At 74.0% G+C, this 25,348-nt stretch carries 16 protein-coding genes; 3 read left to right on the top strand and 13 right to left on the bottom strand.

Translation table 11 applies throughout. From position 1 onward, the window contains the following. Positions 1–21: 21 nt before the first annotated feature. The 4 genes from OHV05_RS21555 to OHV05_RS21540 form a co-directional block, all read right to left on the bottom strand. Positions 22–1,422 (bottom strand): dipeptidase, encoded by a 1,401-nt coding sequence (locus OHV05_RS21555; RefSeq protein WP_405019131.1) that lies wholly within the window; start codon positions 1,420–1,422, stop codon positions 22–24. A 106-nt stretch (positions 1,423–1,528) separates the two neighbouring features. Then, positions 1,529–4,360 carry an FtsX-like permease family protein gene (locus OHV05_RS21550; RefSeq protein WP_405019130.1) on the bottom strand — a complete coding sequence of 944 codons (2,832 nt, stop codon included), beginning with the start codon at positions 4,358–4,360 and terminating at the stop codon, positions 1,529–1,531. Next, positions 4,357–5,127, bottom strand: a complete 771-nt coding sequence (locus OHV05_RS21545) for an ABC transporter ATP-binding protein (RefSeq protein ID WP_405019129.1) — start codon at positions 5,125–5,127, stop codon at positions 4,357–4,359. The genes OHV05_RS21550 and OHV05_RS21545 overlap by 4 nt, the downstream gene beginning before the upstream one ends. Positions 5,128–5,166: 39 nt before the next feature. After that, on the bottom strand, positions 5,167–5,787 hold the full coding sequence (locus OHV05_RS21540; RefSeq protein ID WP_405019128.1) for a PadR family transcriptional regulator: 621 nt from the start codon (positions 5,785–5,787) through the stop codon (positions 5,167–5,169). A gap of 61 nt (positions 5,788–5,848) precedes the next feature. Between OHV05_RS21540 and OHV05_RS21535 the strand changes: the two genes are divergently transcribed. Further along, complete coding sequence (locus tag OHV05_RS21535; protein WP_405019127.1) at positions 5,849–6,769, top strand: endonuclease/exonuclease/phosphatase family protein; 921 nt, start codon at positions 5,849–5,851, stop codon at positions 6,767–6,769. Between the two features lie 137 nt (positions 6,770–6,906). Here OHV05_RS21535 and OHV05_RS21530 read toward each other — a convergent pair whose 3' ends face one another. The 4 genes from OHV05_RS21530 to OHV05_RS21515 all read right to left on the bottom strand — a co-directional run bounded on the left by OHV05_RS21530 (position 6,907) and on the right by OHV05_RS21515 (position 15,492). Further along, positions 6,907–8,010, bottom strand: coding sequence for a PP2C family protein-serine/threonine phosphatase (locus OHV05_RS21530; RefSeq protein WP_405019126.1), 1,104 nt, complete (start codon positions 8,008–8,010; stop codon positions 6,907–6,909). A gap of 283 nt (positions 8,011–8,293) precedes the next feature. After that, positions 8,294–11,485 carry a UvrD-helicase domain-containing protein gene (locus OHV05_RS21525; protein ID WP_405019125.1) on the bottom strand — a complete coding sequence of 1,064 codons (3,192 nt, stop codon included), beginning with the start codon at positions 11,483–11,485 and terminating at the stop codon, positions 8,294–8,296. Positions 11,486–11,853: 368 nt separating this feature from the next. After that, positions 11,854–15,126, bottom strand: coding sequence for an ATP-dependent helicase (locus OHV05_RS21520; protein WP_405019124.1), 3,273 nt, complete (start codon positions 15,124–15,126; stop codon positions 11,854–11,856). A 30-nt stretch (positions 15,127–15,156) separates the two neighbouring features. Further along, positions 15,157–15,492 (bottom strand): MGMT family protein, encoded by a 336-nt coding sequence (locus tag OHV05_RS21515; RefSeq protein WP_405019123.1) that lies wholly within the window; start codon positions 15,490–15,492, stop codon positions 15,157–15,159. Between the two features lie 155 nt (positions 15,493–15,647). On the opposite strand from OHV05_RS21515, the gene OHV05_RS21510 reads away from it, so the two are divergent. After that, positions 15,648–18,251 (top strand): flippase-like domain-containing protein, encoded by a 2,604-nt coding sequence (locus tag OHV05_RS21510; RefSeq protein WP_405019122.1) that lies wholly within the window; start codon positions 15,648–15,650, stop codon positions 18,249–18,251. A 55-nt stretch (positions 18,252–18,306) separates the two neighbouring features. Here the strand turns inward: OHV05_RS21510 and moeZ are convergent, their stop codons facing one another. From moeZ to OHV05_RS21485, 5 genes are all read right to left on the bottom strand, one after another. Next, positions 18,307–19,485 carry an adenylyltransferase/sulfurtransferase MoeZ gene (gene moeZ, locus OHV05_RS21505; protein WP_405019121.1) on the bottom strand — a complete coding sequence of 393 codons (1,179 nt, stop codon included), beginning with the start codon at positions 19,483–19,485 and terminating at the stop codon, positions 18,307–18,309. A 177-nt stretch (positions 19,486–19,662) separates the two neighbouring features. Beyond that, complete coding sequence (locus OHV05_RS21500) at positions 19,663–20,616, bottom strand: NAD-dependent epimerase/dehydratase family protein (RefSeq protein ID WP_405019120.1); 954 nt, start codon at positions 20,614–20,616, stop codon at positions 19,663–19,665. After that, positions 20,616–21,656, bottom strand: a complete 1,041-nt coding sequence (locus tag OHV05_RS21495; protein ID WP_405019119.1) for a hypothetical protein — start codon at positions 21,654–21,656, stop codon at positions 20,616–20,618. Before OHV05_RS21495 ends, OHV05_RS21500 begins: the two co-directional genes overlap by 1 nt. A 23-nt stretch (positions 21,657–21,679) precedes the next feature. Continuing rightward, on the bottom strand, positions 21,680–23,191 hold the full coding sequence (locus OHV05_RS21490) for a DUF3492 domain-containing protein (protein ID WP_405019118.1): 1,512 nt from the start codon (positions 23,189–23,191) through the stop codon (positions 21,680–21,682). A gap of 299 nt (positions 23,192–23,490) precedes the next feature. Beyond that, positions 23,491–24,402, bottom strand: coding sequence for an alpha/beta fold hydrolase (locus tag OHV05_RS21485; RefSeq protein WP_403034647.1), 912 nt, complete (start codon positions 24,400–24,402; stop codon positions 23,491–23,493). Positions 24,403–24,638: 236 nt separating this feature from the next. Here OHV05_RS21485 and OHV05_RS21480 point away from each other — a divergent pair, with 236 nt between their 5' ends. Beyond that, positions 24,639–25,295, top strand: a complete 657-nt coding sequence (locus OHV05_RS21480; protein WP_184914576.1) for a TetR/AcrR family transcriptional regulator — start codon at positions 24,639–24,641, stop codon at positions 25,293–25,295. Positions 25,296–25,348: the final 53 nt, after the last annotated feature.

The following is a 25,348-nucleotide window of genomic DNA, read 5'->3' as shown; positions in this document are numbered from 1 at the left end:
GGTCGGTGGCTGCCAGGAGGTTCATGCCTGCGGCCAGCTCTCGGCCAGCTCGCTCCACAGGTGGGCGGCGGCCTCCACGCCCTTGGCGAGCAGGTCCAGCTCGACCTTCTCGTTCACCGAGTGCCAGCCGTCCGAGGGCACCGAGATGCCCAGGAAGAGCACCGGGGCGCCGAGCACGTCCTGCAGGTCGGCGGCCGGGCCCGAGCCGCCCTCGCGGGTGAACAGGATCTCCTGCTCGAAGGCCCGGCCCATCGCCCGGACGGTGGCCTTCAGCGCCGGGTGGTCCAGCGGGGTCAGGCAGGGGCGGGTGGCCCCGGGGAAGGTCAGCTCGTACCGGATGCCCTCGGGCACCTGCTCGGCCACCCAGCTGCGGACGGCCTCCCTGACCTTCTCGACCTCCTGCCCGGCGACCAGCCGGAAGGACAGCTTGAGGTGCGCCTCGGCGGGCACGATGGTCTTGCCGCCCGGGCCGGTGTAGCCGCCCCAGATGCCGTTCACCTCGGCGGTCGGCCGGGCCCAGACCCGCTCCAGGGTGGAGTAGCCGGCCTCGCCCCGGGTGCCGGACGACTTGGCGACCCGCAGCCACTGCGCCTCGTCGAACGGCAGCGCGGCGAACAGCTCGCGCTCACGGTCCGTCAGCTCCACCACGCCGTCGTAGAAGCCCGGGACTGCGACCCGGCGGTCCGCGTCGTGCAGCCCGGCGACCAGCTCGGCGGCCACCTCGGCGGGGTTGGGCACCGCGCCGCCGAAGGAGCCGGAGTGGATGTCGGTGTCCGGGCCGTACAGGTCGACCTGCGCGTCGGCCAGGCCGCGCATGCCGGTGCAGACGGTCGGGGTGGTCTCGGACCACATCCCGGTGTCGGAGACGAAGACCACGTCGGCGGCCAGCCGGTCGGCCTCCCGGCGGATCAGCGCCTCGAAGTTCGGCGAGCCGGACTCCTCCTCGCCCTCGACCAGCAGCTTGAGGTTGACCGCGGGCGCCGTCCGGCCGGTCGCGGCCAGGTGGGCCCGCAGGCCCAGGGTGTGGAAGAAGACCTGCCCCTTGTCGTCGGCCGCGCCCCGGGCGTACAGCCGGCGGCCGACCACGGTCGGCTCGAACGGCTCGGTCGCCCAGCCGTCCTCCTTCGCGGCGGGCTGCACGTCGTGGTGCCCGTAGACCAGCGCGGTGGGCGCGGCCGGGTCCCCGGACGGCCACTCGGCGAACACCGCGGGCAGCCCGTCCGTCTCCCAGACCTCGACCACCGGGAAGCCGGTGGCCCGCAGCTGCTCCGCCAGCCACTCGGCGGACCGGCGGACCTCGCCGGCCCGGGCCGGGTCGGCGGAGACGGAGGGGATACGCAGCCAGTCGGCGAGATCGCGCAGGAACTCGTCCTGGTGCAGGTCGATGAAGGAGCGGACGACGCTGTCCGGGGTTTTCGTCATACGGACGACTTTAGTTCGCCACCGGTACTCGATGCGCCGTGCTCCCGAGGTGCGGACTCGTTACCTGCGTCACCCCCGGGGCGGGGGTGACGCAGGTGACGGAGCCTCAGGCCGAGCGGCGCAGCATGGTCAGCCTCGACCGGGTGAACAGCATCGCCAGCAGGACCGCCACGGCGGGCAGCACCACCAGGGTCAGCCCGATGTTCAGCCACGGGAAGGCGATCACGGCCTCCCGGACCGGTTCGTCCGGGCTCATCGGCATGACCTGGATCTTGCGCAGGGCGACGGCGGGCACCACGCCGCTGACGGTGCCGAGCAGCGCGCCCATCGCGGCGATCACCCCGCACTGAAAGCCGGACAGCCGACGCCGGATGCCGCCGGTGGCACCGACCGCCGCCAGCGTGGTGAGGTCGCGCTGCGAGTCGGCCGAGGCCAGCCCGGTGGCGATGCCCGCCGCGCCCAGCGCGACGATCGAGGCGAAGCCGGTCAGGGCGAGCAGGACCAGGTCGTTCTTGCCCCGGTAGCCGCGCTCGACGGTGAACTGGGCATCGCTGACGACATTGGCCAGCGCCGCCTCCGCCTTCTGTTCGTCGGCGCTGCTCGGCATCTCGGCCGGCTGCCAGACCGAGCCGCCCTCGGTGACCGTCAGACCCAGCCTGCGAGCGGTCTCCGGGCTGGCGAAGGCGCCGAGGTTGCGCAGCGCCGACGGGAACACCACCGCCTCCGCCTTGACGTCGTGCTGCTTCGGCTCGGCCCTGGTCAGCGTGGAGCCGCTGCCCGGGACCAGGCCCGTCGTGCTGTTCTGCTCCTCGGGCATCGGCTCCACCAGGGTCAGCGTGATGCTGCCGTCCTTGACGAAGTCCGGGTCGAGGACCACCACCTTGCCCTGGGCCAGCGCCTGCGCGGCCGCCGGGTCGCGGACCCCGGTCAGGTTGGCCAGCGCCGTGGCGTCACCGGCCAGCAGGGGACTGTTGAAGTCCGAGGCGTAGTGCCCGGCGGGGTGGACGCAGCGCGGGTCCTTGCGGAGCCGCTGGTACTCGTCGTCGGCGAGCGGACCGGTGTCGTACAGCGGGCAGCGGATCTCCTGCGGGACCTTCAGCTGGACGTAGCCGCTGCCGCCGCGTCGGGTCGAGCCGACCCCGGTCTCGAAGACGTCGCCGCGCGGGCCGAGCCCGGACATCTGCTGCTCCAGGGCGGCGCGCTCGGCCGCCAGCAGGCTGGGCTCGGCGTCCGGGCCGTACCCCAGGCTGATCTTCACCGCGCCGCTGGGCAGGGCGGCCTGGTAGTCCCGCCGCTGCTCCTGGTCCGAGCTGGTGGCGTAGATGCCGACCGCGACCGCACCGGCCACCGCCGCCATCACGGCCGCCACCGCCGGGGCGGTCCGCCCCCGGTGCCGGACCGAGTCGCGCAGCGCGAGCCGGGGGCTGAGCGGCAGCCAGCGGCCGAGCTTCCCGAACAGGCCGACCAGCATCGGCGTGCAGGCCACCATGCCGAGCTCGGCGATCACCGATCCGCCGAGCACCGCCAGCGCCCGGTCGCCCACCTGCGGGCCGAGCAGGGCGATCGCCGCGCCGCCGCCGAGCATCAGCAGGCCGAGCAGCGCCAGCTTGCGGCTGGGCGGCTTGACCGACCCCCGGCCGGTGAGCGCCGCCACCACGTCCTGCCGCGATGCCTGGACGGCCGGGACGACTGCCGCGAGCAGGCCGGTGACCAGCCCGATCAGGGCGATCCCGAGCAGGTCCAGCGGGGCCAGGTCGAAGCTGCCGAACCGGCGGCCGGCGAACTCCTCCAGCCACGGCCTGGTCACCGCGACGGTGACCGCCGCGAGCGCCACCCCGACCACCGACCCGGTCAGCCCGAGCACCATGCCGCCACCGAGCACCACCGAGCGGACGTGCGAACGGTCACCGCCACCGGCGGCCAGCAGTCCGAGCTGACGCCGGGAACGACGTGCACCGACGGCGAAGGCCGGACCGGCCAGCAGCACGATCTCCAGCAGCGCCATCCCCACCACCGTGGCGAGCACCGCCAGGGTGGTCCGGTCGACCGGACCCTCGCTGTACTGGTCCGGCTGGTTGTAGTACGGGATCTCGGAGCGCGGCGGCGGGTCGAGCAGCACGGCGCGCGAGGTGACCTGGAAGCCGTACTTGTTGAGCTCCAGTACCTTGGGCCAGCCCATCTTCTGGCCGGCGGGCATCCGGACCAGCCACTCGCCGGCTCCGGACGAGCCGCTCCTGCTCCCGTTGGCCTTGGCCAGCGCCTGGGTCAGCGCCTCCGGCCGGCCGATCACCCGGCTCTCGCCCAGCTCGCCGGGGAACTCCACCGCGGCGGTGATGGTGAAGGGCCGGTCCAGGCCGCGCAGCGTGGTGCTGTCACCGAGCTTGAGACCGGACAGCTTCAGGAACTCACCGGTGACAGCCAGCTCCTGGGCTGCGGTCGGCGCCCGGCCGTCGATCAGGTCGATCCGGCCGCGCCAGATCGGGTCCGTGAGGTCCGCCTCGCTGGTCCCGACCCTCAGCTGGCCGGCCTTGGTGGTCGCCGTGGTGCCCTCGCTCCGGACCACCGGGATCACCTGGGCCCCGGCCGGCAGCAGCTCCTTGGCCAGCACCCCCGGCTCGACGTCCAGGCTCCTCTGCTGCTCGGGAGTGGGCTTCTGCCCCTCCCTCAGGCCGTCCATGGTGAGGCCCTCGCCCGGTGTCGGCGCCTGGACCACGATCATGCCCCGCCCGAACGCGGACACCGTCGCGTCGGCCTCGCCCATGATCCGGGCGATCTTCTGCTCCGGCTCGAGCTGGGCACTGCGGAAAACCACGTCGGCACCGGCCACCCCGAGCACCGGAAGGGCGATCATCGCGATCACCAGCGCACTGCGGCCCTTGGCCCGCAGGGCGTCCCGGCGGGCGATCCGCAGGGCCACCCGCCACGCGCCGAGCTTCACTCCGCCACCGGTCCGGCGCTGTTGGTCGCGGCCGAGACCAGCAGGCTGGCGGCGTCGCGGCTGACGCTCTCGTCCACCACCCGGCCGTCCCGGATGAACACCACCCGGTCCGCCCAGGCGGCGTGCCGGGCCTCGTGGGTCACCAACATGGCCGCCGCTCCGGCGTCGCAGCGAGCCCGCAGGACGGCGAGCACCGCCTCACCCGTGGTGGAGTCCAGCGCGCCGGTCGGTTCGTCGGCGAGCACCAGCCGGCGTTCGCCGATCAGTGCCCGGGCGATCGCCACCCGCTGCTGCTGGCCGCCCGACATGTCGTCGGGGAAACGGTCGGCCAGCTCCTCGATGCCCAGCTCGGCGAGGGCCGCGAGCGCCTCGCGCCGGGCGGCCCGGGTCGAGACGCCGTCCAGCTCGCGGGGCAGCGCGATGTTCTCGGCGGCGGTCAGCGCGGGTATCAGGTTGTAGTCCTGGAACACGTAGCCGATCGCCCGGCGCCGGATCTGTGCCTGCTGCTTGCGGGAGAGGTCGCCGAGGCTCTGCCCCTCGACCAGCACCCGGCCGGTGGTCGGGGTGTCCAGCCCGCCGGCCAGGGTCAGCAGGGTGGACTTGCCGGAGCCGGACGGACCCATCACGGCGACCAGTTCGCCGGGGTGCACCTTGAGGTCGACGCCGCGCAGGGCGTGCACCTCGGCCGCACCGTGGCCGTGGACTCGGGTGACGTTCTCCAGGTGCAGCACCGCATCGGTGCCGGACCGGTTTTGCTGAGTGGTCAACTCTCCCCCTGCTGTGACGTTCGATCGGATGACGGTGGATCAGAAACGGGCGCGCCTGCGGGCGCGGGGCGTCTCTGCGGCCGGGGCGGGTGGAGCCGGCGGGGCGGGCGGCGGGGCCGGTTCGGGCGTCGGCCGGTACTGCGCGATCCGGGTCTCGCAGTGGTCCAGCCAGCGGATCTCGGCCTCGGTCTGGAAGATCAGCTGCTCCAGCACCAGCAGCCAGGCCAGGTCGGAGCGGCCTTCCCCCTCAGCCGTCAACGCCTGGCCCTTGAGCCGGGTGTAGTCCTGCAGTGCCTTCATGCTGTGCCGGCGCTGACCCTGGACCACCGCCTCGACGTCCACCCCGGGTACGGTGACCGCCATCGCCAGCTTTATCGCCAGCTCGTCCCGAGGCGGATTGGTCCGGGGCACCGGGGTGTCGAACCAGTGCCGCAGTTCCACGCGTCCCTGGTCGGTGACGGCGTAGTAGACGTGCCCCTCGGCGTCCTCACCGTGCGGGGCGACCAGGCCGTCCCGCTCCAGTCGGCCGAGCGTGGTGTAGACCTGACCGACGTTGAGCGGCCAGGTGGCACCGGTACGAGCCTCGAACTCGGTTCTCAGCTGGTAGCCGTAGCGCGGGCCCTGATCGAGCAGGGCGAGCAGACCGTGACGGATGGACATACCGAGTATGTATACCCGGTATGGTCCACGGCCTCAAGCTCTCCCGGTACCGTCACGTGGTGTGAGCCCGCTGCGCATCGCCACCTTCAACCTGTTGCACGGCCAGCCGCTGGCCGCCGACGGCAGTCCGCTGCCCTACCCCGCCGACCCGGGTGACCCCCTGGCCGACGCGGTCGCCGGGCTGGCCCCGGACGTGCTCGCGCTCCAGGAGGTGGACCGCCACCAGGAACGCTCCGGCTTCGCCGACCAGACCGCGGTGGCCGCCAAGGCGATGGGCGCGACGGACTGGCGGTTCGCCGCCGCCCTGCACGGCCGCCCGGCGGCGTCCACCGGCTGGGTCCTCGACCCCGCCGTACCGGGCCTCCAGGTCTACGGCCCCGACGAGGTCGGCGACTCCCCCGCCCCGTCCTACGGCACCGCGCTGCTCACCCGGCTGCCCGTCAGCCAGTGGCGGGCCCGGCGGTTCGCCCCGGCGCCGTTCGGCCTGCCGCTCCGGGTGGCCGGCCGGCGCGGGCTCACCCCCGTGCCGGACGAACCGCGGGCCGCACTGGCCGCCGTGCTCCAGGGCGAGCGGGGCGAGTTCACCGTGGTCGCCACCCACCTGTCCTTCGTGCCCGGCTGGAACATGGCCCAGCTCGCGGCGATCCGGCGCTGGATCGCGGACCTGCCGAAGCCGCACCTGGTGCTCGGCGACTTCAACCTGATCGGGGCGGTGCCCCGGACGGTGCTGGGCAGCGCCACCGCACTCGGCCGGCGGCCGCAGCGGCAGCTGCCCCGCCGCCGCAGCGGCCGGGGGCCCCGCCCCCGTCTCCAGGGCTGGCACGACCTCGCCAAGACCCCGACCTACCCGTCCCACCGGCCGGCGGTCCAGTTCGACCACGTACTCGCCACCGGCGTCCCCCGCTCCGCCGTCGGCAGCACGGACGCCCCCCGTACGGGCATCTCCGACCACCGCCCGCTCCTGGTCGAGGTCGACCTCTAGCCTTTCTGCAGGCGCTCGGGTCACTGCGAAAGTGCCTGGCCAGCTACGCGACGATCACCTTGCAAAGGCCGGCGTCGCCCACGCGGCGGAGCCGCACATCAGCAGGGCCCCGAGCCCCCTGGTGGTGCACCACGTGTCTAAGGAGTCCCTGGGGTTGCCTGGCTGAGCTGTGCGCTCTGGTGCGGGAGCTGGGGGAGGATCGGCTCGTACTGGAGGAGGAGCATCGCGGCGTCGTCCCCGAGCTTGCGCCCGACGTGGCGGACCACGTCGTCGTGGAGGCGGCGGAGGACCTCGACCGGGCCGCCGACCGCGCAGTAGGGGAGACGTTCGGCGAGGGGGTAGAAGACGCCCCGGTGGTCGCGGGCCTCGATGACGCCGTCGGTGAAGAGCAGCACCCGGTCGCCCGGCCGGACCGGGACGCGTTGGACCGGCGGCCGGACGTCCGCCGGGTCGAGGACACCGAGCGGCGGCACCGTCTCGGGCAGTTCGAGCGGCTGCGGGGCCTGGCCGGGGCGGAGCAGCAGCGGGGCGGGGTGGCCGCAGTTGACGATCTCGGCGGTGCCGTCGGCGCAGACGCTGATCAGCAGGAGGGTGACGAACTCCTCCTCCACGCCGGGGTGGTCGTTCTCGTGCAGGGCCCGGTCCAGGCTGACGGCCAGCCAGGCCGCCACCCGGTCGAGGGCGGGCTCTTGGTGGGCGGCCTCGCGGAACGCGCCGAGCACGGCGGCGGCGGTCTCGACGGCGGCCAGGCCCTTGCCCCGGACGTCGCCGATCACCGCGCGGACGCCGTGCCGGGTGTTCACCACCTCGTACAGGTCGCCGCCGATCGAGGCGTGCTCGGCGGCGGCGGCGTAGTGCACGGCGGCCCGGACGCTGCCGACCCGGTCCGGGACGGAGCGCAGCAGGACCCGGCGGGCGACCTCGGCGACCAACTGGGCGTCGGCGAGGGCCTGCTCCTGGCGGACCCGCAGGGTGGCGCTGACCCAGCCGATCCCGGCGACCAGCGCGATCGCGAAGACGGTGGCACTGTGCACGGACTGGCCGAGCACGTCGTGGTAGCCGGCCAGCGCGAAGGCGGCGATCTCGGTGAACAGTCCGATCAGCAGGGGGTACCAGGTGCGTCGGCTGACCACCGCGGCCAGCGCGGGGACAGCGGTGAGGGCGGGCTCGACGGTGACCGCGGAGTTGCTGAACCAGTCGAGTGCGATCACCAGCAGCATGCCGATGAACGGCAGTGCCATCGAAGTTTTCGGCCAGGTCCCGGTGACCGTGCCCGGAACAGCCCCCGGGGTCGGCCCCGCGAGCCGGTCTCTGATCCATCCGGTCGCGCTCAACTTCGGTCTCTCCAGCAGAAGGTGGCCGGTGCCTGGGACACCTGCGGTGATGACAGAGGGTCAGGTCGTGGAGCCCTGACCGATGGCCGGAGTTCGGGGGTGACCGGTTACCGACCCCACAATAGGCGCGAATAGTGCACAGCGCACAGGTTTCGCACGATGCTGTGACGAAATGGATGCTCTGCGTGACTCAACTTGTGTCATTCCCGATCAGGAGCCGGGTCAACTCTTTTCGACCGGGAAGTTCGGCCGGTCTTTCGATCCGGCCACTGCGGACGTAGAGGAACGAGGCGGTGACCTGCTCCGGCTCGACACCCGTCAGTTCGGCCCAGGCCAGCCGGTAGATCGCCAGCTGGAGCGGGTCGGCGGTCTCCTCCCGCTGGGTCTTCCAGTCCACCACCTCCCAGCGGGGGGCTGCTGGTGACCCTGAGCCACCGTCACCCTCCTGGTAGACCGCGTCGATCCGGCCGCGCACCACCCGCCCGCCCAGCACCAGCTGGAACGGCGTCTCCACCCGGTACGGCCGCCGGTTCGCGTACGGGCTGCGCAGGAACGCCTCCTTCAGCCGGTCCAGGTCGTGCTCGTCCTCGATGCCGTCGTCGTCCACGCCGGGGAGCGCGTCCGGATCCACCAGCAGCAGCGGTTCGATCCGGGCCTGCACCCAGGCGTGGAAGCGGGTGCCCCGGCGGGCGGCGGGCTGCGGCGGGCGCGGCATCGGGCGGGCCAGCTCCCGGGCGAAGCCGTCCGGGTCGGCGGAGAGCCGGAGCAGCTGGGTGGCGGAGAGCGAGGCAGGAAGCGGTACCTCCCGGACCGCCCGGCGGGAACGTTCCAGCTCACCCAGCAGGGCCGTCAGGTCGCGGTCCCAGGAGGCCACCTGCCGCTCCGACTCCGGGCTCATCCGCTCGGGGCCGGGCGCGGGTTCGCCGGCCAGCCGGCGGTGCACCACCTCGGCCACCCGGCGGCGGGCCAGCTGGGCGGCGGGGTCGAGCGGCAGCGGCCAGGGGGTCTCCACCGAGGTGTCCAGCGCCGGGTTCACGGCGTCCGGCAGCGGCGGCTCGGCCCAGACCTCGACCTCGCCGTTGCCGGGCTGCGCGGCGTGCTCGGACAGCGCGGTGAGGAAGGCCGACGGGCCGCGCCGCCGCTTCTGGCTCGGGCCCCACCAGTGGCCGGAGGCGAGCAGCAGTTCGCGGGGGCGGGTGAAGGCGACGTAACCGAGCCGGAGCTCCTCGGTGGCCGAGTGCCCGGCCATCTCGGCCTTGAAGAGCTTCATCTCCTTGGGCGTCAGGTCGCCGAGCACCGGCAGGGTGGCGGCGTCCCCGCGCAGCTCGTGCGGGAGCACCTTCTTGGTACTGGTCCAGCGCTCCCGGCCCTTGGCGCTCGGGAAAGCCTCCCGGACCAGCCCGGGCACGGCCACCACGTCCCACTCCAGGCCCTTGGACTTGTGCGCGGTGAGCACCTTCACGGTGTCCTCGCCGCCGGGCAGGCTGCTGTCCAGGCCACGCTCGTACTCCTGTGCCGCCCGCAGGAACGCCAGGAAGGCGGACAGGCCCGGGTCGCCGTCCAGGTCGGCGAAACCGGCGGCCACGTCCAGGAAGGAGTGCAGGGTCTCCCGACGGCGGGCGGCCAACGCGGTCGGGGAGGCGGAGAGTTCGACCTCCAGGCCGGTGACCGCCAGCACCCGGTGCAGCACGTCCATCAGCGGCTCGGCCAGCGAACGGCGCAACTCCCTGGTCTCCCGGGCCAGATGGGCGAACCGGACCCGGGCCTCCGGCGAGAACGGCAGTTCGTCGGGCTGCTCCTTGTCCAGGAAGCTCTCCAACGCGTCGGCCAGCGAGACCACTTCGGTCGGATCGGTCTCCGCCACCGCGGCCGCCAGCGGATCGGCGCTGCCGGCCGCCCCGGTCCGCACCAGCGCGGCGGCCCGGCGGCCGAGCAGCGCCAGGTCGCGCGGACCGATCCGCCAGCGCGGACCGATCAGCAGCCGGACCAGCGAGGCGTTCGCGGTCGGGTCCTGCAGCACCTCGCAGACCGCCACCAGGTCGGCCACCTCCGGCAGTTGGAGCAGCCCGCCGAGCCCGACCACCTCGACCGGCACCTCCCGGGCGACCAGCGCGGCATGGATGTCCGGGAAGGCCGAACCGCCGCGGCAGAGCACCGCGATCCGGCCCGGCGCGGTACCGGTGGCGGTCAGGTGGGCGATCCGGTCGGCCAGCCACTCCACCTCCTCGGCGTGGGTGGGCAGCAGTGCGCAGCGGACGAAGCCGTCCGACTCGGCGCCCGGCGCGGGCCGGAGCGCCTCCACGCCCGCGTGCATCTCCCGCAGCGGGACGGCCAGTTGGTTGGCGAAGGCGAGCAGACGGCCGCCGCTGCGACGGTTCTCGCTGAGCGAGTAGCGGTGCGCGGGCGCGGTGTTGCGGCGCGGGAAGTGCCGCGGGAAGTCGTCCAGGTTGGCCACCGAGGCGCCCCGCCAGCCGTAGATCGCCTGGCACGGATCGCCGACCGCCGTCACCGGATGCCCGCTGCCCGACCCGAACAGCCCCGCCAGCATGAGGCGTTGGGCCACCGAGGTGTCCTGGTACTCGTCCAGCAGCACCACCTGGAACTGCTCCCGCAACAACACCCCGACCTCGGGCCGCTGCTGGGCCAGCCGGGCCGAGGCGGCGATCTGGTCGCCGAAGTCCATCAGGTTGGCGGACTGCTTGCGACGCCGGTACTCCTCCACCAGCTCCAGCAGCTCCAGCCGGGCCCGGGACGTCACCGGGATCGCCCGCAGGTCGTCGTTGCCCAGCTTCACGGTGGCCGCGTGGTCCAGCAGCTCCCGGTCGAAGTCCCGCAGCCGGGCGGGCTCCACCAGGTGCTCGGCCAGCTCCGAGTCCAGCGCGATCAGCTCGGCGACCAGGCCGGAGAACGCACCGGTCAGCGCCGGGTACGGGCCGCGCGAGTGCCGCAGCACCCGCGCGGCCAGCTGGAACCGGGTGGCGTCGGCGAGCAGCCGGACGTCCGGCTCGATGCCCAGCCGCAGGCCGTGCTCCTTCAGCAGCCGGCCGGCGAACGCGTGATAGGTGGAGATCTCCGGTTCGCCGAGCGAGTCCTCGTCCTCGTCCAGCACACCGGCCCGCAACAGCGCCGTCCTGACCCGCTCGGCCAGCTCGCCCGCCGCCTTGTTGGTGAACGTCAGCCCGAGCACCTGCTCCGGCCGCACCGCCCCCGACCCGACCAGCCACACCACCCGGGCCGCCATCACCGTGGTCTTCCCCGACCCGGCCCCCGCCACGATCACCGCAGGCTCCAGCGGCGCCCCGATCGCCGCCATCTGCTCCCGGTTGAACGGGACCCCCAACAGCTCCTTGAGCTGGAACGGGTCACTGAGCAGGGATCGCATCCACCAACCCTAACGGCGGGCACCGACGAGCCGGAGCTGCGCTCGGCCTACGGCCCGGGGGCTCAGGGGCTCGGGGCTGCGCCTTTGGCAGGGCGTCCGGTTGCACTACCCAGGGGCTCGGGGCTCTGCTGATGTGCGGCTCCGCCGCGTGGGCGAGGAGATCTGGCGGGCGGGTCACCGCGAAAGTCCCTGACCACCCACGCAACGATCTCCCCTTCCGAGGCCGGCGTCGCCCACGCGGCGGAGCCGCACATCAGCAGAGCCCCGAGCCCCTGGTGGTGCACCACGTGCGCCCGCGCGGCGGAGCCGCACAACAGCAGAGCCCCGAGCCCCTGTGGGGTGCATGGCTCAGCGCCTGCCGACAGGTGTCAGTCGAGCAGTTGGCGCCCGTCGCGCTGGGCGGTGCAGCTGCCGCGGAAGTTGCAGCGGGCGCAGGACTCGCTGGTCCGGGGGCCGAACCGTTCCGCCAGGACCCGGCCGGCCGTGTCGGCGAGCAGGTTCTCGATCCACGGTTCCTCCGGCGGGCCCTGGTGCTGGACCTTGGGGGCGTCCGGCTCCGCCTTGGAGGCTTCCGCCCGGAGGTGGACCAGTTCGGCGCCACCGACCTCGGGGCGCTGCTCGAAGAACTCGTCCAGCGCCCCGGCCCGGGCGGCGAGCTGGTAGACGGCCAGCTGCTTGTGCTCGGGCAGCGACTTGTCGGTCGGCAGCTGCTTGCCGGTCTTGAAGTCGACCACGTACGCCCGGCCGGCCTCGTCCTGCTCGACCCGGTCCATCGAGCCCCGGATCCGGACGCTGACCTCGCCGACCGGCAGGGTGAGGTCGAAGTCGTGCTCGGTGGCGACGGTGCTCCGGCCGCGTTCCAGCACGTGCCAGTGCAGGAACCGCTCCAGCGCCGCCCGGGCCTGCTCCTTCTCCTGCTGGGACTTCCAGGGCGCGTCGAAGGCCAGTGCGTCCCAGACCGTGTCGAGCCGCTCCATCAGCACCGCCAGGTCGGCCGGGGTCCGCCCGGAGCCGACCTCGTCGGCCAGCGCGTGCACCACGTTGCCGAAGCCCTGGGCGGCGGTGGTGGTGCTGCCGGCCTTGACGTCCTTCTCCAGGAACCACTGCAGCGAGCAGCTCTCCAGCTGCTCCAGGCCGCTGCCGGAGAGCCGCACCGGCAGCTCGGCGTCCCGCAGCGGTTCGGCCGACTCGGTCCGGTCCACCAGGCCCCACCAGCGGTCGGGGTGGGCGACCGGCACCAGCGGGGCGCCGTCCTCGTCGGTGGCCGCCGCCAGCACGGCCAGCCGCTCCGCGGCGGCCCGGCGCAGCTCGGGCGGACGCGCCGGGTCCACCGTCACCGCCCGCAGCTCGGCGACCAGGGCGGAGACCGCCAGCGGCCGCTTCGGACGGTGCGTCACGTCCTCGACCGTCACCTGCGGGGTGCGCCGCAGCACCCGGCCGGTCCTGGGGTCGAGCTCCTCCCGGTACAGCTCGCGCAGGAACCGGGACGGCTCGTCGCCGTCCTCGGCCGGGGCCTTCACCGCCGTGACGATCAGCCGGTCCTTGGCCCGGGTGACGGCGGTGTAGAAGAGGCGGCGCTCCTCCCCCAGCAGCGCGGCCGGGGAGAGCGGCTCGGCCAGGCCGTCCCGGCCGATCCGGTCGGCCTCCAGCAGCGAGCCGCGGCGGCGCAGGTCGGGCCAGAGGCCGTCCTGCACGCCGGCCACCACGACCACCCGCCACTCCAGCCCCTTGGACCGGTGCGCGGTCATCAGCCGGACCGCCTCCGGCCTGACGGTCCGTACGGCCAGGGTGTCGGCGGCGATGTCCTGCGCCTCCAGCTCGGCCAGCAGTTCCTGGGCGCCCCGGTGCCCGGCCACCTGCTCCTCGGCCCGGGCGGCGGTCTCGAACAGCGCGCACAGCGCGTCCAGGTCGCGGTCGGCGTTGCGGCCGGCCGCGCCGCCGCGCAGCGCGGCCCGCTCCAGCCGTTCGCGCCAGCGGCGGCTGCCGTCCCAGAGCTCCCAGAGCGCGGCCTCGGCGCCGCCGCCGCCCGCGAGGTGTTCGCGGACCTTGCGCAGCAGCACGCCGAGTTCGCGGGCCCGGCGGGCGTAGCCGGGCTCCATCGCGACCAGCCGGTCCGGCTCGGCCAGCGCCTCCCGGATCAGCTCCTCGGCCGGGCGGACCACGGCGGGCGCCTCGGTGTCCCGCAGTGCCTGCCGTTCCTCCTCGCGCAGGGCCCGGCCGAGCCGCCGGAGGTCGGAGCCGTCCAGCCCGCCGAGCGGGCCGGTCAGCAGGGTGTGCGCCTGCTCGGCGGTGCACTGCGCGGCGGGGTGGGCGCAGACCCGAAGGGCCGTCAGCAGCGGGGTGACGGCGGGCTCCTCCCGGAGCGGCAGGTCGTCGCCGTCGATCTCCAGCGGCACCCCGGCCGCGCCGAGCGCCCGCCGGACGCCGGGGATGGACCGGCCGCCGGCCCGGACCAGCACCGCCATCTCGCCCCACGGCACGCCGTCCTCCAGGTGCGCCCGGCGCAGCAGGTCGGCCACCGAGTCCAGCTCGGCGCCGGGGGTCGGGTAGGTGTACACCTCGACCCGGCCGCCCTCGCGGGACGGCAGCAGGGCGCGGTGCGCGGCCAGCTTCTCGGCGGGCAGCCGGCCCATCGGCATCCGCCGGGTGAGCTCCCGGGCGGCGGCCAGCAGGACCGCGCCGGAGCGGCGGGAGACCCGGAGCACCTTGACCTCGCCGCGGCTGCCGTCGGCCGTCGGGAAGGTGTCGGGGAAGTCGAGGATGCCGTTGATGTCCGCGCCCCGGAAGGCGTAGATCGACTGGTCCGGGTCGCCGACCGCGACCAGGTCCCTTCCGCCGCCCGCGAGTTGGCGCAGCAGCCGGACCTGGGACGGGTCGGTGTCCTGGTACTCGTCCACGAAGACCACGTCGTACCGGGCCCGCAGCGCGTCGCCGACCTCCGGCCGTTCGGCCAGCAGCACGGCCCGGTGCACCAGTTCGGCGTAGTCGAGCACCCCGCGCAGGTCGAGCACGTCCAGGTAGTCGGCCAGGAAGTGCGCGGCGGCGGCCCAGTCGGGGCGCTGCACGCCGGCCGCGAACCGGCTCAGCTCGGCCTCGCCGAGGCCCAGCTCCCGGCTGCGGGCGAGCACCGCGCGGACCTCGTCGGCGAACCCCCGGGTGGTCAGGCAGGCCCGCAGGTCCAGCGGCCAGGCGATGCCGCCCTCCCCCAGCCGGACGTCCTCGGCGTGACCGGCCAGCAGCTCACGGACCATCACGTCCTGCTCGGGGCCGGACAGCAGCCGGAGCGGCTCGGCGTACGCGGTGGGCTCCTGGTGGGCCCGCAGCAGGGCGTAGCAGAACGAGTGGAAGGTGGTGGCCTGCGGGGTGGCCGAGCCGTTGCCGAGCCGGGTAGTGGTCCGGTCCCGCAGCTCCATCGCGGCCTTGCGGCTGAAGGTGAGCACCAGGATGCGTTCCGGGTCGGTACCACGTTCGATCCGCCGGACCACCGACTCCACCAGGGTGGTGGTCTTGCCCGTCCCCGGCCCCGCGAGCACCAGCAGCGGCCCGTCGGTGTGCTCGGCCACGGCCCGCTGGTACTCGTCCAGCACGGGCGGGGCCGGCTGCGCGAGCGGACTGCGGACCAGACGGAACGGGGAGGACACCCGGACGAGCCTACCGCCGCGCTCCGGGCGCTAGCGCCCGTCCCAGCGGGCCGCCCGGAGGTCCACCCGGGGCTCGCCGCCGACCAGCCGGAGCGGGGTGCCCTCGGTCCGGTACTCGGGCAGCGCCCGGTGCTCGTGCCCGGGCAGCGGGCGGCCGTCCGCCCGGACCACCCGCCACCAGGGCACGCCCGAGCCGTACAGCGCCATCACCCGGCCGACCTGCCGGGGGCCGCCCCGGCCGAGGTACTCGGCGACGTCCCCGTAGGTCATCACCCGGCCGGGCGGGATGCGTTCGGTCAGGTCGAGCACCGACTCGGCGTACGGCGGCAGCTCGTCGGACGGCTCAAGGTTGGTCACCTCCGGCATCCTGCCAAAACCGGAACGGTTCCGGCACCATCCGGTCGATCCGGACACTCCCAGGGAGGGATTCGGCGCGCCCGATGTGGCCCCTGTCCCGCAAGGGGCGACCCGGCGTGCCACCATCTTCGGGGCGGTGAGTGGTGATACGAGGACAAGACCAGATGACCGGGACGGTAGAAGTGGACGTGGACGAGGGCCCGGACGGGTCCGCCACCGCATCTCCCGGCCCACAGCCACCGTCGTTGACGTTGACCAAGGGGGAAGAAGGAGTGGCCGAGGAGCCACCGAGCGGCGACCACCTCGCCGTGGACGAGCCGCTGCTCGCCGCCCGGGCGCACCGCCCGTCCGACCTGATCCGCTTCCTGGCCGGGCTCATCGGCATAGTGGCGCTCTTCCTGGTGGCCCGCTTCGCGGTCTCCACCACCTCCGGCCTGGAACACGACATCGCGATCAACGCGGTCCGTATCCCCAGCTGGCTGACCACGGTCGCGGGCCTGGTGTCCAGCATCGCGGTGCTGGCCGTCCCGCTCTCCTTCGCGGTCGAGCGGCTGATCAAGCGGGACGGCCTGCGGGTGGCCGACGGCGTGCTCGCCTCGGTGCTGGCGTACGGGACCTCGCTCGGGGTGGACTGGTGGGTCGCCGCCGGCGCCCCGGAGACCGTCCGCACCGCGCTCACCCAACTGCCCCCGGGCGGCGAGCCGGTGCTGACCGACCCCGTGCACGGCTACCTCGCGCCGGTGATCGCCTACATGACGGCGGTCGGCATGTCGAGCCGCCCGCGTTGGCGGGTGGCGCTCTGGTCGGTGGTGGTGCTCAGCGGGCTGACCGAGCTGATCAGCGGGTACACCACGGTGCTCTCGCTGATGCTGACCGTGCTGATCGGCTGGTCGGTCGCCTACGCCACGCTGTACGCGATCGGCTCCCCCAACATCCGTCCGACCGGGCAGCACCTGATGATCGGCCTGCGCAAGGTCGGCTTCGCCCCCGCCGGTGCGCACCGCGCCCCGGACGCCCCGGGCGGCACCCGGCGGTACTACGTCGAGCAGCACTCCGGGCCACCGCTGGACGTGCACATCATCGACCGCGAGCAGCAGGCCTCCGGCTTCTTCTACCGGGCCTGGCGGCGGCTGCGGCTGCGCTCGGTCGCGGTCCGCCGCAGCCCGCAGTCGCTGCGCCAGGCGCTGGAGCAGGAGGCGCTGATCGCTTACGCGGCCACCGCCTCCGGCGCCCGCGCCCCGCAGCTGGTGGCCACCTCCGAGCTCGGCCCGGACGCCGCCATCCTGGTGTACGAGAAGCTGTCCGGCCGACTGCTGGACGAGCTCTCCGACGAGGAGATCACCGACCAGGTGATGGCCTCGCTCTGGGAGGCGGTGGACGCGCTGCACGAGCGCCGGATCGCCCACCGCCGGCTGACCGGCGAATCGCTGCTGGTGGTCGACGAGAAGACCGGCTACCTGGTCAACCTGTCCGGCGGCGACATCGCGGCCGGCGACCTGACCCTGCGGATCGACGTCGCCCAGCTGCTCACCACCTTCGCGCTGCGGATCGGCCCTGAGCGTTCGGTCGCGGTCGCCAACGGGGTGCTCGGCGCCGACCGGGTGGCCGCGGCGCTGCCGCTGCTCCAGCCGGTCGGGCTGAGCCGCTCCACCCGGATCGACCTGTCCCGGCTGAACAAGGAGCGCAAGTCCGCCGCCCAGGCCCTGGCACTGGCGCAGGTCACGGCGGGCGAGCGGACCCAGCAGCAGGCCGAGGAGGACATCGCGGCGGCGAGCGAGGACCTGCTCAGCCTGCTCCGCGGCCAGATCCTCCAGGTCGTCCCGGAGGCCCCGCTGGCGCCGGAGAAGATCGAGCGGCTCAAGCCGAAGACCGTGATCACCGTGGTGGCGCTGGCCTTCGCGGCCTACTTCGCGCTGACCACCATCAAGCCCGAGCAGTTCAACCTGGACCGGATGAACTGGGCCTGGGCGGCCGCCGCCCTGGCGGCGGCCGCGCTCACCTACGTGGCCGCCTCGATGAGCCTGACCGGTTTCGTGCCCGAGCGGCTGCCGTTCAAGCGGACCGTGGCGGCCCAGGTGGCCGGCTCGTTCGTGAAGCTGGTCGCGCCCGCCGCGGTCGGCGGCATCGCGCTGAACACCAGGTACCTGCAGAAGTCCGGCATCCGTTCCGGCCCCGCGGTGGCCAGCGTCGGCGCCTCCCAGCTGGCCGGGCTGGGCGGGCACCTGCTGCTGCTGTTCGTCTTCGGCCTGGTGACGGGCAGTCAGAAGCAGGGCAGCGAGGGCGCCGACAAGGCCGTGATCATCGCGATCCTCAGCGCGGCCGTGCTGGCCCTGGTGATCGCGGCGGTCGGCCCGCTGCGGCGGTTCGTGGTGACCAGGGTGCGCTCGCTGTTCTTCGGCGTGGTGCCCCGGATGCTCGACCTGATGCAGAGCCCGACCAAGCTGCTCACCGGGTTCGGCGGCATCGTGCTGCTCACCCTGAGCTTCACCGCCTGCCTGGACGCCTCGATCCGGGCCTTCGGGTACTCGATGAGCTTCTCCGCCGTCGCGGTGGTCTTCCTGACCGCCAACGCGGCCGGCTCGGCCATCCCCACCCCGGGCGGCATCGGCGCGGTCGAGTTCGCCATGATCACCGCGCTCACCCTGAGCGGTGTGGCCGCGCCGATCGCCACCTCGGCGGTCTTCCTGTACCGGGCGCTGACCTTCTGGCTGCCGGTGATCCCCGGCTGGTTCTGCTACAACGTCCTGCAACGCCGGGGCGCGCTGTAGAACGCCGAGAGGGGCGCGGGGCCAGTGGCCCCGCGCCCCTCGTCGTACCCGAGGTCTAGTAGACCGGCTTGTGCGGCTCGATCTGGTTCACCCAGCCGAGCACACCGCCACCGAGGTGGACCGCGTCCGAGAAGCCCGCCGACTTGAGGACGGCCAGCACCTCGGCCGAGCGGACGCCCGACTTGCAGTGCAGCACGATCTTCTTGTCCTGCGGCAGGGTCTCCAGCGCGTTCCCCATCAGGAACTCGTTCTTCGGGATCAGCACGGCGCCCGGGATGCTGACGATCTCGTACTCGCCGGGCTCGCGGACGTCGACCAGGAAGATGTCCTCGTCCTCGTCCTGCCAGGCCTTGAGCTGCTTGGAGGTGATGGTCGAGCCCGCGGCCGCGGCCTGGGCCTCCTCCGAGACGACGCCGCAGAAGGCCTCGTAGTCGATCAGCTCGGTGACCGTCGGGTTCTCACCGCAGAGAGCGCAGTCCGGGTCCTTGCGGATCTTGACCTGACGGTAGTTCATCTCCAGCGCGTCGTAGATCATCAGACGACCCACCAGCGGCTCGCCGATCCCGGCCAGCAGCTTGATCGCCTCGGTGACCTGGATCGAACCGATCGAGGCGCAGAGCACGCCCAGCACGCCGCCCTCGGCGCAGGACGGCACCATGCCGGCCGGCGGGGCCTCGGGGTAGAGGCAGCGGTAGCAGGGGCCGTGCTCGGCCCAGAACACGCTGGCCTGGCCGTCGAAGCGGTAGATCGAGCCCCACACGTACGGCTTGCCGAGCAGCACCGCGGCGTCGTTCACCAGGTACCGGGTGGCGAAGTTGTCGGTGCCGTCGACGATCAGGTCGTAGCCGGAGAAGATCTCCATCACGTTGTCGTTGTCGAGGCGCTCGTCGTGCAGGATCACGTTGACGTAGGGGTTGATCTCCTGGACCGACTCCCGCGCCGACTCGCCCTTGGAGCGGCCGATGTCGGACTGACCGTGGATGATCTGCCGCTGCAGGTTCGACTCGTCGACGGTGTCGAACTCGACGATGCCGAGGGTGCCGACACCCGCCGCCGCCAGGTACATCAGGGCGGGCGAGCCGAGGCCGCCGGCGCCGACACAGAGCACCTTGGCGTTCTTCAGCCGCTTCTGCCCGGCCATCCCGACATCCGGGATGATCAGGTGGCGGGAGTACCGGCGGACCTCGTCAACGGTCAGCTCGGCGGCCGGCTCGACCAGGGGTGGCAGCGACACGGGGACTCCGATGGTCGTCAGTTCGGGGCTTGGCTCGAGCCACCATCGGTGACTCCAGATACGCCAACAGTGTCACTCGGTCGGGGTATTCCGAGACAGCAGGTCCGATGGGTGAGACGGTCGGCGCCGGATGCTGGGACCACCCCCCGATCGCCCAACTCCCCTGGTGGGCGGCGGTCAGACCCGACAGGCGGTCTCCAGCCAGATGTCGCCGAGCGACTCCTCCAGCGGCACCTGTGTCCGCCAGCCGAGACGGTCCCTGGCGGTCCTGACGTCGGCCTGCCGCCACTGCACCGGCTCGCCGCCCGGGCGGTGCGGCGGGTGCTCGTGCCCCGTCCCGAGCGCCCCCACCCCGAGCTGCCCCGGCAGCGCCGCTACCCGGGCGTCCTCGCTGATCGAGCCCTCGAAGCCGGCGGCCCGCACCAGCAGCTGCGCCGCGTCCCTGGCCCGGACGGCGTGGCCGCTGCCGATGTTGATCACCCCGGTGGCGGCCGAGACGGCGGCCGACTGGATCGCCCGGGCGACGTCCCGGACGTCGACGAAATCCCGGTATCCGGACAGGTCGGGCATCCGGACCTGGTGCTCCTCCTGCTCCAGCGCCCGGCGCAGCCCCTCCGCCAGCCGTCCGAACAGCGAGGCCGCGGGCGACCCCGGGCCGACCACGTCGAAGACCCGGAGCACCGCCGCGTCCAGCCCGGAGGCCAGCACCAGCTCCGTCCCCGCCAGCTTGGAGACCCCGTACGGGCCGGCCGGCCGGGGCTCCGCGCTCTCCGGGACCGGCACCCCGCTGGGCATCGGCCCGTACTCGGCGGCGGAGCCGACGTGCACCAGCCTGGCCGGCTCCCGGCTGCGCCGGATCGCCTCGCAGACGGTGGCCACCGCGAGCGTGTTGGACCGGATCAGCGACCGTGAGCTGCCGTACGTCGCCCCGGCGCAGTTGATCACCGCCTGCGGGGCCACCGCGTCCAGGAACCGGGCCAGCGCACCGGGACTGCCCGCCGTCAGGTCGAAGCGGATGTCGGCCGAATCGCGTCGGCCGAGCACGGTGACCTGGAGGTCCGGTTCGACCAGCAGTCGTTCGGCGACCCGACGGCCGATGAAGCCGTCGGCGCCCAGCAGCAGCACCCTCATCAGGGGGTGTCCTTCCACGAGATACGGACAGGGGTTGGGGAGCGGCGGTGCGCGCCCGGCCGGCCCAGCACCAGCCAGGCGTACGGCAGCAGCAGGGCGGCGGCGGAGCCGCAGGTGAACAGTTGGGCGGTCTCCGGCCGCCACCGGGCGACCGTCGTGAGCAGCAGACCGGCCGAGCCAGCCGCCAGCAGGACGGCCACCGCCGGGGTGCCCCGGCCGCAGCGCAGCAGCACCGTGGCCGGGAGCAGCAGCAGTCCGAGCGCGGCCTGGCCGGCCCACTGCGGACCGTCGGCCCGCTGCACGGCCTGGTACAGCAGACCGCCGCCCGGGCCCGGGTCGACCACGTCGAGCAGCAGCAGGCCGACCAGGCCGAGCCCGGCCGTCGCCAGCAGCTGCAGGCCGGTGGCCACCGGCAGCGCGGGCCACATCCGGGCCCGGAAGTCGGCCATCGTGCGGGCCGCGCCGAGGTGGCTCCAGGCCACCTGCCGGAGCCACCCGGTGGCCCACTCCACCGCACCGGCGGCGGTCGCGGCGGCCACGCCGAGCACCGCCCCGGCCGGGCCGCCCGCCGTCACCGGCAGCACCACCAACAGGGCCACCCCGACGCCGTGGCCGGCCCGGTGCAGGACCGTTCCGCCTGATCCGGCGTCAGCCGACGGGTGGTCGGGGCGCGCGGGCGGACGGGCCGCCGCCCAGGCCAGCCAGCCGCCGCAGAGCACCGCCAGCGGCCCCCGGGCCACCGACGGCAGCAGCGCGGCGCCCCCGGCCAGCACCGCCGCCGGCAGCCCGTGCCGGACGGCGCTGCGCAGCGCCTGCCAGGACCGCTGCCCGCGGCGCACCGGCGGCACCGGCACGGGGGCGGTCGGCGGTCGGCGCGGGACCCGGGCGTACAGCTCCTCGGCCAGCGAGAACACGTCGGCGTGCCGGCAGCGGGCCGCCTCGGCCGGGCCGAGCCCGGCGTCCTCCAGGGCGGCGGCGATCTCCAGCGCGTCCACGGCCTGCTCGCACGAGGTGCGGTGACGCTCCATCAGCTCCCGCACCGGATCCACCTCCCGCCCGGTCATCAGACGGCCTCGGCCACGGACTCGGCCGGCCCCGCCACCCAGTACTCGGCGGGCCGGGCGAACGGCCGGGCGGCCGTCTTCGCCGCCGCCGGGAAGGCGGGCCAGCGGGACACCAGCTCCAGGTAGACCTCCCGGAAGGCGGTCACCACCGGCTCCACCGCGAACCGCTCCTGCGCCCGCAGCCGACCGGCCAGCCCGAGCCTGGCCCGCCGCTCCTCGTCGCCGAGCAGGGCCAGGCAGGCGGTGGCCAGCGCGGCGGGATCGCGCGGCGGGACCAGCAGACCGGTCGGTCCGACCACCTCCCGGGCCACCCCGACCTCGGTGGCCACCACCGCGCGGCCGCTCAGCATCGCGTCCGCCAGCAGGCGCGGGCTGCGCTGGGCCAGCGCCGAGAACACCACCAGGCTGCCCGCCGCCCAGACCTCGGCCGGGCCGCCCTCCGGCCTGCCCTCGAACGAGACCGCCGCGTCCACCCCGAGCCGCTCGGCTATCCCCCGGCAGTGCGCCAGGAAGCCCGGCGCCCCCTCCTCGCCGTACATCCGCAGCCGGGCCGCGGGCAGCTCGGCCCTGATCCGGGCGAAGGCGTGCAGCATCAGCGCCGGGTCGCGGCCCGGCTCCAGCGCCCCGGCCCAGACCAGCACCGGGCCCTCCGGCTCCGGCCCGGCCGCCGCCCGGGCCACCGCCGGGGTGCCCTCGTGCACCACCCTGATCCGGGCCGGGTCGGCCCCGCAGCGCTCCTGCCAGTGCCGGTCGTAACCGCTGCCCGGGGTGAGCACCGCGGCCTGCCGGTAGGTCTCCTCGGTCAGCAGCCGGAAGAAGGCGATCAGCAGCGCGCGGACCGGCCAGCGGTACGGCGCGGTGCGGTAGCTGCGGTACTGCTCGCGCAGGTGCAGCCCGTGCTCGGTGATCACGAACGGGACCCCGTGCAGCTCCTTGGCGACCAGCGCGGGCAGCGCGGCCGGGCCGCCGCCCACCACGTGGCACAGGTCGGCCGAGCCGAGCCCCCCGGGGCCGGTGCCGTACCAGGGCGCGGAGAGCGGGCGGAGGCACTGCTCCAGCAGGTCCGCCGCCACCAGCACGTCCCTGACCTGCGGCTGGCCCGCCGCCGTCTCGGCGCCGGGCGAGCGCCAGACCTGCTCCAGCACCCGCTGGGCCGGGCCCGAGGCCAGGAAGGCCGGCAGCGCGCCGTCCTCCCGGCCGAGCGCGGCCAGCCGGTGCAGCGCGGGGCCGAAGGACTCCCGCTCGCCGGGTATCACCAGCGAGCGGATCAGCGTCCGGTACGCCTGCTGGTAGGACCGCCGCCGGTGCAGCGCGGGCCCGCGCCCCTTCGGCCGCCGCCCCCAGAGCGACAGCTCGGCGACCGGCACCGGACCCTCGACCGGCCCGCCGCCACCACCCAGCAGGTAGAGCCGGAACTCGTGCTCCGGCAGGCCCTCGATCAGCCGCCCGCACCAGCTGTCGGCACGCTGTGCGTACGAGCTGGCACCCTCGGTGAGCAGAGCAATGCGCACGACGACCTCCAGAGCAGAGCGGTTCCCTTGACCGGGTGCGGTACCGCCGCGGCCTCAGCCGGCGTACCGGTAACTCGGACCGGGCTCCGGCGGGCTGCGCCGCACCGCTCGACACCCTGCGCAGCCGCAGACGCCTGCTGCTCCCCCACACCTGTTCGGTCCGACAGCACGAAGGTAGAACGAAACGCGGACAGGCCATCGGTCACCGACCAGGCTGCCACCTGAACGAGTGAAACCGCGTGACCTCGGCCGGGGTCCGCCGTTCTCCGGCCGTCCTCCGCCCCGTCAGCTCCGGGCCGTCAGCTCTCGGCCAGCAGCTCCCGCACCGAGCGCGCCACCAGCTCGGGGTGCTCCAGCATCGCCACGTGCCCCGAGTCCGGCAGCACCAGCAGCCGGGCGTCCGCGAACTCCGCGCAGGCCCGCCGGGCGGACCGGTACGAGACCAGCTTGTCGCGCAGCCCGTACACCAGCAGCACCGGCGCCTTCACCTGCGCCGCCTGCCGCCAGAGCGACTGCTCGCCGCGCTCGGTGTACGCCGCCACGATCCCGCGCGCCGACCCGGCCAGCGCCGACAGCGCGTACGGCAGCCCGGCCCGGCGCCGGTACTCCGCCACCGCCCGGTCCCACTGGGCGGACGGCACCGCCGCCGGGTCGCCGTAGACCAGCGCGAGCAGCTCCCGGGTGGCCTGCTCGACGTCGCCGCCGGGGCTGCGGGTCCGGCCCAGCAGCGCGGGGACGCCGGGCACCGCCAGCAGGCCGGTCGGCCAGGCGGTGCGCTGCGGCGGCAGCTCGGGCAGCGCGGGCGAGATCAGCGTGAGGCTGCGCACCAGGTCGGGCCGGAGCGCGGCCAGCCGGACCGCGACCGCGCCGCCGAGCGAGTTGCCGAACAGGTGCACCGGGCCACGGCCGGCCGCCTCCAGGTACCCGATCACCGCCCGGACGTGCCCGGAGACCGACAGGTTGCCGTCCTGCGGCGGTGCGGACCAGCCGAAACCGGGCAGGTCCACCGTCTCGGCCGCGAGCTCGCCGCCGAGCTCGGCGATCAGCTCGGTCCAGTTGTCCCCGGAGCCGCCGAGCCCGTGCACGAAGAGTGCGGGCGGCAGGCCCTCGGTGCCCGGCCCGGGACCGCGTACCGCGAGGACCGCCCCGGGGACCCGGACGGTCCGCTCCGGCCCCGCGTCCCCCGCCGCCACCTGCTGTTCAGTGCTCATGAGGCACGATCGTAGTGAGCCCGACCGCGTCGGCCCAGCCTCCACGTCGTCTCAAGCTCTGGACAGCGCAGGTGAGCCCCGTATTGTGTGCTTCCGACAAGGGGGTCCGGGTGCATTTCTCGCGCTCGCCCGGCGCGGATCGGGTTACCCAAAAGTAGAATCAGTCACCTTGCCAGCAATGCCCGGCACACCCGTCCCAGTGGGCGCTGCCGCAGACCGTGAAGTGAGGAGCGCCCGTGACGGCCGTCCAGGAGGCGCAGGAGCGCCCGCGTGGTGCCCGCCTGCCGCGCAGCGCCCGCCGTGAACAACTGCTCGGTGCCGCGCAGGAGGTGTTCGTCGCCCAGGGCTACCACGCCGCGGCCATGGACGACATCGCCGACCGCGCCGGGGTCAGCAAGCCGGTGCTCTACCAACACTTCCCCGGCAAGCTCGAGCTCTACCTCGCCCTGCTCGACAAGCACTGCGACGCCCTGGTGGAGTCCACCCGCGAGGCGCTCACCACCACCACCGACAACAAGCTGCGGGTGGCCGCGACCATGGAGGCGTACTTCAACTACGTCTCCAGCGAGTCCGGCGCCTTCCGGCTGGTCTTCGAGTCCGACCTGACCAACGAGCCCGCCGTGCGCGAGCGGGTCGAGCGGGCCGCCGACGCCAGCGCGACGCTGGTCAGCCAGGTCATCGCGGAGGACACCGACCTGCCCGAGGCGGAGTCCAAGCTGCTCGCCGTGGGCGTCTGCGGCCTGGCCCAGATCACCGCCAGGTACTGGCTCTCGCAGGACCTGGAGATCCCCCGCGACGCGGCCGTCAAGCTGGTCGCCAGCCTCGCCTGGCGCGGCCTCAAGGGCTTCCCGATGCACCCGGGCCAGGAGTCCTCGGACGCTTCCGCCGAATAGGCGATCAGCGGACCTTCGCCGTTCGGCGGGGTGGCTGGTCTAAGGTGAAGCCG

Source organism: Kitasatospora sp. NBC_00070 (assembly GCF_045041205.1).
Classification (GTDB): Bacteria; Actinomycetota; Actinomycetes; order Streptomycetales; family Streptomycetaceae; genus Kitasatospora.
Note: the sequence above shows the minus strand (reverse complement) of the source record. Positions and strands in the feature narration are given on the sequence as shown.

Excerpts from the sequence above, each read along its gene's own strand:
- OHV05_RS21555 (WP_405019131.1), bottom strand. The coding sequence starts at position 1,422 with ATGACGAAAACCCCGGACAGCGTCGTCCGCTCCTTCATCGACCTGCAC.
- OHV05_RS21485 (WP_403034647.1), bottom strand. The coding sequence starts at position 24,402 with ATGAGCACTGAACAGCAGGTGGCGGCGGGGGACGCGGGGCCGGAGCGG.
- OHV05_RS21515 (WP_405019123.1), bottom strand. The coding sequence starts at position 15,492 with ATGCCGGAGGTGACCAACCTTGAGCCGTCCGACGAGCTGCCGCCGTAC.
- OHV05_RS21530 (WP_405019126.1), bottom strand. The coding sequence starts at position 8,010 with ATGGCACTGCCGTTCATCGGCATGCTGCTGGTGATCGCACTCGACTGG.
- OHV05_RS21525 (WP_405019125.1), bottom strand. The coding sequence starts at position 11,485 with ATGCGATCCCTGCTCAGTGACCCGTTCCAGCTCAAGGAGCTGTTGGGG.
- OHV05_RS21540 (WP_405019128.1), bottom strand. The coding sequence starts at position 5,787 with ATGTCCATCCGTCACGGTCTGCTCGCCCTGCTCGATCAGGGCCCGCGC.
- OHV05_RS21510 (WP_405019122.1), top strand. The coding sequence starts at position 15,648 with ATGACCGGGACGGTAGAAGTGGACGTGGACGAGGGCCCGGACGGGTCC.
- OHV05_RS21500 (WP_405019120.1), bottom strand. The coding sequence starts at position 20,616 with ATGAGGGTGCTGCTGCTGGGCGCCGACGGCTTCATCGGCCGTCGGGTC.